Origin of the sequence: Methylococcus capsulatus str. Texas = ATCC 19069, from assembly GCF_000424685.1 — a bacterium.
Taxonomy (GTDB): Bacteria; Pseudomonadota; Gammaproteobacteria; order Methylococcales; family Methylococcaceae; genus Methylococcus; species Methylococcus capsulatus.
The window spans coordinates 286,166-299,203 of record NZ_AUKJ01000016.1; the positions used below are offsets into that span (position 1 = coordinate 286,166).

The 13,038-nt window shown below is 60.1% G+C and carries 8 protein-coding genes; 5 read left to right on the forward strand and 3 right to left on the reverse strand.

Translation table 11 applies throughout. From position 1 onward, the window contains the following. Window positions 1-34: 34 nt before the first annotated feature. On the reverse strand, window positions 35-4,258 hold the full coding sequence (locus tag H156_RS0103505) for a Pls/PosA family non-ribosomal peptide synthetase (protein ID WP_238536915.1): 4,224 nt from the start codon (window positions 4,256-4,258) through the stop codon (window positions 35-37). Between the two features lie 690 nt (window positions 4,259-4,948). Here H156_RS0103505 and H156_RS17450 point away from each other — a divergent pair. Both H156_RS17450 and H156_RS0103515 read left to right on the forward strand, forming a co-directional pair. Then, window positions 4,949-5,455: a hypothetical protein gene (locus tag H156_RS17450; protein WP_238536914.1), complete on the forward strand. Its 507-nt coding sequence runs from the start codon at window positions 4,949-4,951 to the stop codon at window positions 5,453-5,455. Window positions 5,456-5,474: 19 nt separating this feature from the next. Next, entirely contained in the window at window positions 5,475-5,918 is a 444-nt protein-coding gene (locus H156_RS0103515; RefSeq protein ID WP_026046085.1) for an RDD family protein, read from the forward strand. Between the two features lie 5 nt (window positions 5,919-5,923). Here H156_RS0103515 and lptG read toward each other — a convergent pair whose 3' ends face one another. Both lptG and lptF read right to left on the reverse strand, forming a co-directional pair. Further along, on the reverse strand, window positions 5,924-6,994 hold the full coding sequence (gene lptG / locus H156_RS0103520; RefSeq protein ID WP_010961344.1) for an LPS export ABC transporter permease LptG: 1,071 nt from the start codon (window positions 6,992-6,994) through the stop codon (window positions 5,924-5,926). After that, complete coding sequence (gene lptF, locus H156_RS0103525) at window positions 6,991-8,061, reverse strand: LPS export ABC transporter permease LptF (protein WP_238536913.1); 1,071 nt, start codon at window positions 8,059-8,061, stop codon at window positions 6,991-6,993. The genes lptG and lptF overlap by 4 nt, the downstream gene beginning before the upstream one ends. Window positions 8,062-8,209: 148 nt before the next feature. Between lptF and H156_RS0103530 the strand changes: the two genes are divergently transcribed. The 3 genes from H156_RS0103530 to H156_RS0103540 all read left to right on the forward strand — a co-directional run bounded on the left by H156_RS0103530 (window position 8,210) and on the right by H156_RS0103540 (window position 12,991). Continuing rightward, the gene (locus H156_RS0103530; RefSeq protein WP_017366382.1) at window positions 8,210-9,703 is read left to right on the forward strand and encodes a leucyl aminopeptidase; all 1,494 of its coding nucleotides are present in this window, start codon (window positions 8,210-8,212) and stop codon (window positions 9,701-9,703) included. Continuing rightward, on the forward strand, window positions 9,700-10,158 hold the full coding sequence (locus tag H156_RS0103535; protein ID WP_017366381.1) for a DNA polymerase III subunit chi: 459 nt from the start codon (window positions 9,700-9,702) through the stop codon (window positions 10,156-10,158). Before H156_RS0103530 ends, H156_RS0103535 begins: the two co-directional genes overlap by 4 nt. A 67-nt stretch (window positions 10,159-10,225) precedes the next feature. Further along, window positions 10,226-12,991, forward strand: a complete 2,766-nt coding sequence (locus H156_RS0103540; RefSeq protein WP_017366380.1) for a valine--tRNA ligase — start codon at window positions 10,226-10,228, stop codon at window positions 12,989-12,991. Window positions 12,992-13,038 lie beyond the last annotated feature (47 nt).

Genomic DNA, 13,038 nt, shown 5'->3' on the forward strand with positions numbered 1-13,038 from the left:
TTTCGACAAGAATTTGGCGCTTCTTGCGGAATCATCAGGAACGATAGGGATAGGCTGGAATGCCTATCCAGCGAGATCGTGGTGGTATGAATTCCGCTTTCATCACCATTGAAAGATTCTCGATATAGCTCCCTTTGGAAACGATCGCATCGTAAAGAACGATACATCGCGATCCTATCTGCGACTGACTTTCTATCTTGACCTTGGACATTTTCATTACCCTGTCCTCAAATAAATGTGTCTGCAATGATGTATCTTTCCCGATGGCGCAGTCGTCTCCAATTTCGAGCAGGTCGAATTCAGTGATGAACGTCGAGTCACAATACACGCGCTTGCCGATTTTTACTCCGTGTATCCTGAGAAAAGGCGCTAGCCATGGTGTGCCCGTGAGCCAGTCCAGCACCAAGCTGACCGATACGTTCTCGTACAGCGCCGTGACCAGTTCGGTACGGCGGACGAACAGAGCCCAGTTGGGTTCTTTGCGCGGACGATAGGAGCCCACCAAGGTCCACTTGATGATGGCGACAAGGACGACGAGGCCTATACCCGTACCGAAAATGGCCATCGGATAAACCGTCAGCTTCTGCCAAAGTGGTACGGAATCGGGTATCTGCCTGAGCAGGCTGAAAACCAGACTGGCGCTGAACAGGCTCAAGCCCTCGGGCAGTGTCACCCTGAAAAACTCGATCACCAGCCTTACCGCATAGGCAAGGAGGGGCGGGCGATAGGTTTGCGCTTCGCCGGCTTGGACTACCTCACGGTTGGGCAGGTACAACGCCGGTGATCCGAGCCAGGACGTGTTTGGGGGAATCTCACCTGCAGCGGTCGTCGATTGAACCCCCAGCAGCGAATTGTCTTCCATGCGAGAGTTTGCAGGTACCAACGCTGCGTTTCCGACGAACGAGCGTTTTCCGATGGTGGTCGGCCCGATCTCGAACCAGCCGCGCAGGTGTGTGGTCGGACCGATGGATGCCATATCGGCAACGAAGCACTCATCTCCCAGAGTGAGCAGATCGGGGTCAATGTCGCTGACAGTGGAAATCTCCGCCCGTGCCCCGACTTTGGCACCCAACATACGTAGCCATGGTGCCGTATAAAGCGTGGAGTAGAGTGAGTTCGTATAGAGCAAGCTGGTTTCCATGAGTTTATCGGACAGCCAGTTGTAGACCCCCTGCATCGAGCGCAAAGGATGAATCCCCGGCTCCAGATGGGGGAGGCAAATCCGCTTTATGAATGCGATGAATCCGCAAAGCATCAATACGAAAATCAGGCCGGCCGGTACTACAGTGGCCAGTCCGCCGATGAAACCCCAATGGTTTAAGGCAGCGGAGGCCAGGAGCATACCAGCAAGGGCGGCATGAAAAGGGGCATGATAAACCATCAGAATTCCCCCAAGAAATCCACACAAATGCGCCCTGGTCCATTTGTCTGGCGCGTTTCCCAGCTCGCGGAGCTTTATGTCGCTCAGCGGCGGATCTGAAACCGGATGAGCGGGAGAGCCCTGCCAGTATTGACCCGCCTCGATCCGCTGGCCAGCGGGTACCAGCGTCAGCGCGCCGAGGCGGGAAGCATCTTCGAGGACGCAGCCGCCCATGAGCAGACACCTCGGGCCTATGCCGACGTCCCGGCCGATGGTGATCGGACTGAGATGAAGCCAGCCATCCGCTATCCGAAAGGGTTGAACCTCGGTATCGTAGCCGACCGTGGTACCTTCGCCGATGACAACGAGACCGGGGTTGTTCAGGTTACTCGATATCAGGTGGACATTCTTTCCGATCGTAGCACCCAATGCGCGCATGAACGTATTCAGGAAAGGCGTGCCGGCGAGCAGATAGGTTGGCGCAATCAGCGTCGTCTTACGCTCGATCCACCACCTGAGGAATGTGGATCCCCACAATGGATACCGACCCGGTGTCAGTTTGCCGACAATGAGCTTCTTTGCCAGGATGGGCAATAGCAGCGAATTGACAAGCATCAGTGACGGCAACAGGAAAATGAACGCTGGCGAGAGCCCGTCTTCAGCCGTCCAGGAAGTGAACCAAGTCGTAATGCGGGATACGGACCGAGATATGATTCGAAGAAGATCCAGGTGTGTCGAATCGGTCGAATTTGGATATAAATTCAGGCTTCCGATGCGGAAGTGCGATATCGCACCGGAAATGTCCGACCAAAACGCTGATGAGGTCCAATCGGGTATCCGCCCCCAATCAATGGCGTAGAGCAGGAATGCGGCAGGAGCAAGGAAAAGGGTCAGATAGATTGCTATGAAAGTACACTGAAGCAGGCCGCAGATATATACTTGCAGATTGGATGCCTTGCGGTAGTTATCCGTCGTATCGGGAATCCGCCGTTTGCAGGTGTCCCGTTGCAACGTTTCGCAGTGTCGGGCCAACAAACGAATGGTAGGGAAGTTATAAATATCTCCCATAGACAGTGCTTGGTAATCGGGATCTCGCCGCAGCTCGGCAATTGCATAGGCAGCGAGCAGGGAGTGCCCGCCCAGATCGGTAAAGAAGTCGGCTTCCACCGAAATCTCGTCAACGCCCAGTATTGATTTCCAAAGTTCGACGAGCCGTGCTTCGTTCGAGGTGGCTGGAGAGACGATGTTACCACCCGTGCCGATACGCGAGGATTTTGGTGGGGGGAGAGATTTGCGATCCACCTTGCCGCTCGTCAGAACGGGGAAATCGGAGAGAAACTCGATCCATGCCGGTACCATATAGGAGGGTAATCTGTCGCGGCATACACGATGGAGACGCTCGGCATCGGCCTTGGCGGGAGAAGCCGATCCGGCAAGAATCACGTAGGCCACCAGATCCGGAGCTTCGGTATTGCCGTCGAGTGTGGTCACAACAACGTCCTTGACGCCGGTCTCGCCTCTGATGACTTCCTCGATTTCACTGAGTTCTATCCGATAGCCACGGATTTTTACCTGAGTGTCACATCGCCCAAGAAATTCGATTTCGCCATTTTCAGTATAGCGCCCCAAGTCTCCGGTACGATAAAGACGGCTGTGTTCACCAGCCGGACGGAAAGGGTCTGGCAGGAAACGTTCCGCAGTCAGCTCTGGCCGGTTGACATAGCCTTTGGCGACCCCGGGGCCGCCTATACAGATCTCTCCTGTTTCCGAACCATTGACCGGCATAAGCCGGTCATCCAGCAGATATACTGAATAGGTAGGCAGAGCCTTGCCAATGGTGACAGGTTTGTCTGGCATGAGCTCCGTCCAGGTCGCCGTCACCGTCGTCTCGGTAGGTCCATAAGTATTCAGGATGCGCCGCCCTGGTTTGGACCATCTCTGAACCAATGCCCGCGAGCATGCTTCGCCTCCCACCATCAAGAGTCGCAATGACGGGATGTCACGATTCAGGGTGGCCAGCAATGTGGGCACGCAGCATAAGACGGTTATCCCCATCTGATTAAGGAAATCGCATAGCCCTTCTCCGAAGCGCTCCATTCCTGCCGGCCTGGGAACCAGCGTCGCGCCGACGGCAAACGATGTCCAGATTTCCTCCACCGAGAAATCAAAAGCGATACTCATGCCCTGATAGACCAGGTCGGTGCGCCTGAATCCATAGATGGGTGTTGCGGCTCGAATAAAATTGCATATGTTGGAGTGGGTTATCGCTATGCCCTTTGGTGCTCCGGTGGATCCCGATGTGTAGCAGATATAGCACTCGAAATCGACCGACGTAACCGACTTGGGCCTGGATTCTGGTAACGAATCAACGATATCTTTTATTCTGTCAATATGAATGATCTCGCACGGAAAATCTTCCATGCCTTGTGGCATCGAGTTGGCAGTGATGATCGTCTTCGTTTCAGAGTCATTGGCTATATAGGTGAGACGGTCGATCGGGAAGGATGGGTCCATGGGAACATATACGGCCCCTGCTTTTAGTATGGCCAGCAGGCAAACATATAGATCTATGCTTGGATCAAGCATTAATCCTATGCGCATGCCTGCCACAATTCCATTCGTCAACAAATAGCAGGCAAGTTTGTTTGAGCGGATGTCTATATCGCGATACGAATATATTATACCGTCTTCTATGGCGCAAAATTGTTCTGGGTCCGTGTCGGTCGTTCTGTAAAAAAAATCTTCCAGTCTATTGCACGAGTCGAAGTGTTCCGGCGTGTAGTCTGCAAGCTCATGGTAATGCTCATACTCAAGCTCTAATGGGCCGCTTCGATGTTTTTTTGGTGATGAAGATTGTCTGTCCGATACTCTGTATAGAGAAGAAATAATCGCACTCATGCAGTGGTCCCAGTCAAAGTTGCCGGCAACAGGTGGTCGAGTTTTTTTGAGGCGTAAGCATTGGGCATGCCATCTCGTAGGCAAAGCCGGTTCGTGCTGCCGGTAGAGGAGGAGCGTGTTTCGAGTGAACTTCCCCGGTCTCGGCAACAGCCGCCGTGGACACGGGATTTTGACTTAAGGAACAAATAGATGGTTGCGTGAGGGAGCAGCGGCCGGGTCAGCGCATCATTCAGGCCGATAGGGTCTCAAGAGCATTGCGAAGCTTCGGTCGTAAGGTTTATTTCGCACAGGCAAGTGAAATCAACCACCGTTCGATGGCATGGCGTCGAACTGGAAATGAAACATTTCGGATGCCTCCGTAAAGTCGTTTTTCATGGCTGGTCGGTTAAGACGGACGTAATCGTTGGCGATACAGAAGATTGATCCGTGTTATTCCCTGTTTGGTCGGAATATCGGGCTCGAATCTCGCCGCATAGCAGTCCAGAAAATCAATTGGGTGTGCTCGAAGCATCCATTTTTTGAAGTGATGGAATAATATTTAGGGCGTGGTGAAAAGCGATCTCCGGGCCGATGGCCGGCGTAGCCGGATGTTCTTGACAAGGGCTAGTCATGGCCGGAGGGTCGATCGGGCCGGTGCCTGTACGAGGTATGGGATCGCAGAGAACTCTGCGGAGGTGCGGCACGTCGGTCATGGACCGCCGCGAACGGGCGGCCGGCGCGTGTCGCCGCGGCAGCGGGGATGCTTGCTCGTTCAGGGAGGCTTGGTTCGGGGTTGTCCACGAAGGCCGAGACCCGGCGTGCGCGCTGGCCGTTGCTTCACGGGATCGCTGGGGCGACCCGATGTCCGGTCTGCGCCGGTTTCCCTCCGTCATCGCGTCGGCGGATAGCTGCACGGCGGGGGACGGTTATAATTCCCCTGATCTGACCGGTGGAATCCAGACCGGGCAGATGGCTAAAATCCAAAGCGACCCTTGGGGGTCCACAATAATTAATTTTGGAGGAGGTTCTATGCCGTTCAAGTTTGACGTCAACACGTTCGTCGGTCATCCGCTCCTGACCAGCCTGCTGGTTGCCGACATCGGCATCCTGATGTTCATGCCGCTGGTTCGTCCTCCCGTCGTGCTCAACATGCTCTTTGTCGGTGGGCTGATTTATCTTTCGATGTATTTCGGTGCAAAGCTGGTGAGCCGGGAGTGACCATTCCTCCGTGAAATCCATGAGATCCGCTGCGGGCCCCGTGGACGGGGGCATGCCGGGGTGCGGCGAGGTGGCGGGGGTGTTCCGCCGCTTCGCCGCGTTTCTTTACGACGCTTTTCTGCTGGCAGGTTTGCTGTTCGCGGTCACGGCGGCCGTACTGCCTTTGAACGAGGGGCAGGCGTTTCGTTCCGGGCATCCGGCGTACTCCGCGCTTCTGGCGCTGTTCGTTTTCCTTTATTTCGGCTGGTTCTGGACCCATGGCGGACAGACGCCGGGCATGCGTGCCTGGCGTATCCGGCTGTGTACGGAAAATCCCGGGCCCTTGCGCGGGTCCCAGGTCGCGGTCCGGTTGCTGGCTGGCATTCTGACGCTAGGCTTGGGGACTTTCTGGGCTTGGTTCGACGTCAAGCGCCGAACCTTGCAGGACATCGTTTCCCGGGTGCGGGTGCTGAGGGTCGACTGAAAGGACTAGGGGCGGCGTCTGAAGGCGGCGAGGGCGGCGAAGAGGACGACCAGGGGAGGTGTTACCATCGTCAGTGGGGCATTCACTTCGTAGACCAGTCCCAGATGGGACACCATTCTGTTGGTCAGATAAAAGCCGAGGCCGATCGTGACGCCGATCACGATCCGTTGCCCGCTGCTGACGTCACGGCGGGCGTTGAACACGAAAGGGATGGCCAGCAGGAGCATGGCCAGCGTGATGAGCGGGTTGACCATGCGTCCCCAGAAGGCTTGCTCCACGGCCAGCGATTTCTGCGCGTTTTCGGTCTGATAGGCCATGTACTTGGCGAGGTCCTGTGCCGACAGGTTTTCCGGACGGACGATGAACACGTCGAGCATGTCCGGGGATAGGACGGAGGACCAATCCTCCTGTTCCTTGTGTTCGGCGATGGCGGCGTTCCCCGCGGGGTCGAAGCGGGTGAGGCCGATGTCCTCGAGTTTCCAGATGCCGCGGTCGAAACTGGCGCGCGCGGCATGCATGGCCAAGGCCGGGCGGCCGTCCGGCGATATTTCGAAGATGTGGATGTCGCCCAGGCGTTCCTGGTTCTCGATTTCCCGGACGTTGACGTAAACGTTACCGTCCCGGATCCAGACTCCGTACTTGGTCTGGGAGGCGACCTGTTGGCGGGTTGCGGTGGCCTTGAGCATCTGGGCGGCCCGTTCCGCCGGCGGAATGACGTATTCGCTGATGACGACCGATATCAGCGAGATCACGATGCCCGCCCGCAGGACCGCCCAGACGATGCGACCCCGGGAAACGCCGGCGGCCTGCATCGCCACCAGTTCATGGTTGTTTGCCATGTTGCCGAGCACCACCAGGCCGCCGATCAGTGCGCCGGAAGGGATGAGTTCGTACAGGCTGTGGGGCGAGGTCAGCGTCAGATAGAGGAAGATGCTGCCCAGCCCGTAGTTGCCCTCACCCAGGTCGCGCAGTTCGTCGGCGAAGGTGAAGAAATTCAGGAGGGCGAGGAGGACCAGGGCAGCGAATGCCGCCCCCTTGATGACTTCCCAGCCGATGTAGCGGTTCAGCGTATTCATCGGCGGCCCAGCGCCGTGTCGCGCACCCAGCGCCAGCCGCTATTGCGGGCCAGGAGGACGGACGTGGCGAGCAGCATCACGGCATAGATGCCGGCGTAGCTCGTCCACACCGATAGCTTGCCGGTGGCGAGCAGACCCTGCGATATCTTCTGCAGGTTCTCGTAGATGATGTAGATCAGGAAGGCGCTGATGAGATTGCCCCAGACGCCGCCGCGCGGCGAGGTCCGTGCGATCGGCACTGCCAGTAGGGTTAGGGTGAAGGTGCCCAGCGGTACCGCCAGACGGCGCTGGAGTTCGGCGAGTTCGCGTGGCCGGCCCGACATCCACAGATGCAGGCTGTCCGCGGCTTCGCGCTTGAGCGCCGCCTGGCTGCCCTCGGGCGGGTTGATTCGCACGCCATAGGCCTGAAATTCGTTGAGCACGAAATCGGCACGTCCAGGTACGCCCTGGTAGCGGCGGCCGTTGTTCAGGACCACGAAATGGTCGCCCACGTCGTTGATTTCCATGTGACCGCTTTCGGCGATGACGATACCGGTTTCGTCGCCGCGACGGCTTTGCGCGAAAACCCGGCTCATGGTCTTGTCCGTGTTCAGCTGCTCGGCGTACAGCACCACGTCGCCCTGGCTGAATTCGTTGAACCGGCCGGCCTTGATGCCACGCACGTCGGCGCCTTTCTCGTCCTTACTGATGAGTTCCTGGCTCAAGCGTTCGGACCATGGCATCGCCTGCAGGGAAAGGAATGCGCCCAGTACGCAGACCGGCCCGGCGAACAGCAGGATGGAGCGGTAAATCCTGAGGGGACCGACGCCCGCGCAGGCGAACACCGTCATCTCGTTGTCGCGGTACATGCGTCCGAGCACCATCAGTACACTGAGGAACACCGAGGCCGGCAGGAGGGAGGCGAGGGTGACGACGACCTTCAGGCCCAGCAGGGTGAAGATCGTGTCAGTGGCGACTTCGCCTTCGATCGCGCGCGCCAGAATGGCCAGGAACTTGCGGCTGACGACGATGGTCACCAGAACGAACAGCACCGCGAGCAGGGTCTTGGCCAGCTCGCCTGCAATCAAACGGTCGATCGTCGGGAGTCCGAAGGAACGGCGTGCTTTTCCGGGTTCAAAAGGCGGCGGATTCATACTAACCTAGCAGCTTTTCCGGCGGCTGGGCTGCGTGTGGACGCGGCGGTGCCGGGCGACTAAAAAGCAGGCGGATGATAGCATGGAGTATTCGACAAGAACTGACACGCTGGAGCGGCTTTCGACCGATTGTCTGATCGTGGGCGTGTTCCAGAAGCGTAAACTCGCACCCACGGCCGAGGCGCTGGATGCGCTGTTCGACGGGCTGCTGGCCAGGCTGCTCAAGCGCGATGACGTGGAAGGCAAGGCCGGCGATACCCTGCTGGTCAACCATGTGCCGGGCGGCCGGATCGACCGGGTGCTGCTGGTCGGGCTGGGGAAACGCGAGGAGCTGAACGTCGCCGCCTATCGTAAAAGTCTGGCGGCGGCGTTCAAGGTGTTGAAGGAATCCGGCGCCAAGCATGCGGTGTCGGCTCTGCACGAGGTGGAGGTTGGCCAGCGGGGGGCGGACTGGAAGATCCGTCAGGCCATCGAGCTGCTGGAAAGCGGGCTCTACCGCTTCCGGGAGATGAAGGGGGAGTCTGCCGAAGACCATCCGCCCCGCCTGTCCCGGCTGCAATTCCTGTTGGCCTCCGATCAGGATGCGGCCCCGGTCGAAACGGGAATCCGGGAGGGTCAGGCGATCGCCCACGGCATGACCCTGGCCCGCAACCTGGGCAATCTTCCGGGGAACGTCTGCACACCCGCTTACCTCGCCGAACAGGCGCTGAAGCTCGGCAAGGAATACAAGAAGCTGAAGGTTTCGGTGCTGGAAGAGAGCGACATGGAGGAACTGGGTATGGGAGCCTTGCTGTCGGTGGCGCGCGGCAGCCGCCAGCCGGCCAAGCTGATCGTCCTGGAATACCGTGGTGCCGGCGGCAAGGCCAGGCCTTATGTCCTCATCGGCAAGGGTCTGACCTTCGATGCGGGAGGTATTTCCCTGAAGCCTGCCGCCAACATGGACGAGATGAAATACGACATGTGCGGGGGCGCCGGCGTCATCGGCGCGATCCAGGCGGTGGCGGAGATGGGGCTGCCGTTGAACGTGGTCGGTCTGGTGCCGGCTTCCGAGAATCTGCCGGATGGCAATGCCAACAAGCCCGGCGACATCGTCAGGAGCATGGCCGGCATCACCGTCGAGATCCTCAATACCGACGCGGAAGGGCGCCTCATCCTGTGTGACGCGCTGACCTATGCCAAGCGTTTCGACCCCGTCGCGGTGATCGACGTGGCGACCCTGACCGGGGCTTGTATCGTGGCGCTGGGGCGTCATCCCAGCGGCCTGATGGGCAATGACGACGCGCTGTGCGAGCAGTTGACCCGGGCCGGCGAAACCACCTGGGACCGGGTCTGGCGCATGCCGATCTGGGACGATTACCAGGAACAGCTCAAGTCCAATTTCGCCGATGTCGCCAACATCGGTGGGCCGGATGGCGGCAGCATCACCGCCGCCTGCTTCCTGTCGCGGTTCGCCAAAGACTTCAAATGGGCGCATCTCGACATCGCGGGGACGGCCTGGAAAACGGGAGCCGACAAGGGCGCTACCGGCCGTCCGGTGCCGCTCCTGGTGCAATACCTCATCGACCGGGCGGCATGACCCGGGTCGATTTCTATCTGCTGCCGGCCGGTGAAAGCCTGTTGTCCTACGCCTGCCGGCTGACCGAGAAGGCCTACCGCCAAGGACACACGGTGTTCCTGGTGACGGATACCGATGACGAGGCGGCGCAACTGGACGACATGCTGTGGACTTTCCGGCAGGGCAGTTTCGTCCCACACCGCGCAGTGACCGGTCACACGGCTGCCGGCCCTTGTCCGGTGGCGGTGGGCCGGGAACCGCCCGTCGGGTTCGACGATGTGATGATCAATCTGGGTTCTGCCGTGCCCGAGGCATTCCGCCGCTTCCGGCGCGTGATCGAGCTGGTCGGGCCGGATGATGCCGCGCGGGCACTCAAGCGCGAACATTTCCGCCATTATCGGAGCGAGGGGCTGAGCCCCACCATGGTCGACCTCGAAGCCGAGGCGAGCCCCTTCCGGCGGGTTGGATATCATTAACAATATTATAATTGCTGGAAAACGCCGGCTTCGACGCCGACCGGCTTCGCTCATCTCTTTGAAATCCATGGACAAAGTCTACGAACCCCACGCCATCGAACAGCGCTGGTATCAGCACTGGGAGGCATCCGGCTTCTTCGCCCCGGTGGGCGAGGGCGCGCCTTACTGCATCATGATCCCGCCGCCCAATGTCACCGGCAGCCTGCACATGGGGCACGCCTTTCAGGACACGGTGATGGATGTCCTCATCCGGTACCACCGCATGAAGGGCGACCGCACCCTCTGGCAGGCCGGTACCGACCACGCCGGCATCGCCACCCAGATGGTGGTGGAGCGCCAGCTCGCCGGCGTCGGTCAGACCCGCCACGATTTGGGCCGCGAGGCGTTCATCGAGCGGGTCTGGCAATGGAAGGAGACTTCCGGCGGCACCATCACCCGTCAGCTCCGCCGCATGGGAGCCTCGCTGGACTGGTCGCGCGAGCGTTTCACTCTGGACGAGGGGTTGTCGCGGGCCGTGCGAGAGGTATTCGTCCGCCTCTACGAGGAGGGACTCATTTATCGCGGCAAACGCCTGGTGAACTGGGACCCGGTGCTGCATACCGCCGTGTCCGATCTGGAAGTGATCTCCGAGGAGGAGCAGGGGCATCTCTGGCACATGCGCTACCCACTGGCCGATGGCAGCGGCCATCTGGTGGTGGCGACCACCCGGCCGGAAACCATGCTCGGCGACACTGCGGTGGCGGTACATCCGGAGGACGAGCGCTACCGCCACCTGATCGGCCATTCGGTCCGGCTGCCGCTCACCGGCCGCGAGATCCCGGTGATAGGCGACACGTATGTGGATCCCGAATTCGGCTCTGGCTGTGTCAAGATCACCCCGGCCCATGACTTCAACGACTACGCCATCGGCGTGCGCCACGCCCTGCCGATGATCAGCATATTCGATCAGGGCGCGGCGATTCTTCCGAGGGCGGATATTCCCGCCAAGTACCACGGCCTCGACCGCTACGAGGCGCGCGACCTGGTTGTCCATGATCTCAACGAACTCGGTCTGATCGAGAAGATCGAAGGGCACCGGCTGATGGTGCCGCGCGGGGACCGTACCGGCGTGGTGGTCGAGCCATTCCTGACCGATCAGTGGTTCGTCAAGGCCGGTCCCCTGGCCGGGCCGGCCATCAAGGCCGTGGAGGAGGGGCGCATCCGCTTCGTGCCGGAAAACTGGAGCAACACCTATTACCAGTGGATGTACAACATCCAGGACTGGTGCATCAGCCGGCAGATCTGGTGGGGACACCGCATTCCGGCCTGGTACGACGGCGAAGGCCGGGTCTACGTCGGCCGTTCCGAGGAGGAAGTCCGCGCGAAGCATGGCCTCGATGCGTCCATCCCCCTGCGGCAGGACGAAGACGTGTTGGACACCTGGTTTTCCTCCGCCCTGTGGCCGTTCTCCACCCTGGGCTGGCCCGAGCGCAAGCCGGAACTCGACACCTTCTATCCCACCAGCGTCCTGGTCACGGGTTTCGACATCATCTTCTTCTGGGTGGCCCGGATGATCATGATGGGCCTCAAGTTCATGGGTGACGTACCGTTCCGTGAGGTCTACATCCATGGGCTGGTGCGCGATGCCGAAGGCCAGAAGATGTCCAAGTCCAAGGGCAACGTGCTGGACCCCATCGACCTGATCGACGGCATCTCGTTGGAGGATCTGGTCGCGAAGAGGACCCAGGGGTTGATGCAGCCGCAGATGGCTGCGCGGATCGAGAAGCGCACCCGCCAGGACTTCCCCGAGGGCATTCCGTCCTATGGCACCGACGCACTGCGCTTCACCTTCGCCTCGCTGGCGTCCACCGGCCGCGACATCCGTTTCGACCTGAAACGGGTGGAGGGTTGCCGCAACTTCTGCAACAAGCTGTGGAACGCGGCGCGTTATGTGCTGATGAACACCGAAGGGCAGGATTGCGGCTCGGGCGGCAGCGCCTGCAGCTACAGTTTGCCGGACCGCTGGATCAGGAGCCGGTTCCAAGCCGCCGTCGGCACTGTGACCGAGGCGATGGGTCAGTACCGCTTCGATCTGGCGGCTCAGGCCCTGTACGAGTTCGTCTGGAACGAATACTGCGACTGGTACCTGGAGCTGGCCAAGGTGGTGCTCCAGTCCGGCAACGAGGCCGAACGACGCGGCACCCGCCAGACGCTGGCGGGGGTTCTGGAGTCCCTGCTGCGGCTGGCACATCCGTTCATGCCGTTCATCACCGAGGAGATCTGGACCCGGGTGGCGCCGCTGACGGGAGCATTCGCGCCCACGATCATGCGGCAAAGCTATCCTGAAGTCGATCCGGCTCTCGCTGATCCCGAGGCCGAGCGTGAAATGGCCTGGGTGATGGAGGTGATCCTGGGAGTGCGCCGCATCCGGGCGGAAATGAACCTCGCTCCGGCCCGGCCGCTGCCGGTGCTGCTGAGTCACGGCACCGGCCAGGACCGGGTCTGGTCGGCACGTTCGGGCCCGCTGCTGGAGAAACTGGCACGGCTGGAAAGCCTGAACTGGCTCGCGCCGGGCCAGCCCGAACCGGAAGCGGCGATCGCCCTGGTGGGCGAGCTGCGCGTCCTCATCCCAATGCGGGGCCTGATCGACAAGGAGGCCGAGCTGACCAGGCTGGACAAGGAAATCCAGCGCCTGGGCAAGGAGCTGCCGCGGCTGGAAGGCAAGCTCGGCGATGCCTCTTTCCTGAGCAAGGCGCCGCCGGCGGTGGTGGAAAAAGAGAAGGCCCGTCTGGCCGATCTGCAGGCCGGTCTGGCTTCTCTGGTCGCCCAGAAAGAACGTATTCAGGCGCTGTGATGGTCCCGTCCGATTCACGATCGGCGGGGTTCGGGGGAATGGCCTGA

Coding starts and splice junctions, on each gene's coding strand:
- H156_RS0103505 (WP_238536915.1), bottom strand. CDS start 4,258: ATGAGTGCGATTATTTCTTCTCTATACAGAGTATCGGACAGACAATCT.
- H156_RS17450 (WP_238536914.1), top strand. CDS start 4,949: ATGGACCGCCGCGAACGGGCGGCCGGCGCGTGTCGCCGCGGCAGCGGG.
- H156_RS0103515 (WP_026046085.1), top strand. CDS start 5,475: ATGAGATCCGCTGCGGGCCCCGTGGACGGGGGCATGCCGGGGTGCGGC.
- lptG (WP_010961344.1), bottom strand. CDS start 6,994: ATGAATACGCTGAACCGCTACATCGGCTGGGAAGTCATCAAGGGGGCG.
- H156_RS0103530 (WP_017366382.1), top strand. CDS start 8,210: ATGGAGTATTCGACAAGAACTGACACGCTGGAGCGGCTTTCGACCGAT.
- H156_RS0103535 (WP_017366381.1), top strand. CDS start 9,700: ATGACCCGGGTCGATTTCTATCTGCTGCCGGCCGGTGAAAGCCTGTTG.
- H156_RS0103540 (WP_017366380.1), top strand. CDS start 10,226: ATGGACAAAGTCTACGAACCCCACGCCATCGAACAGCGCTGGTATCAG.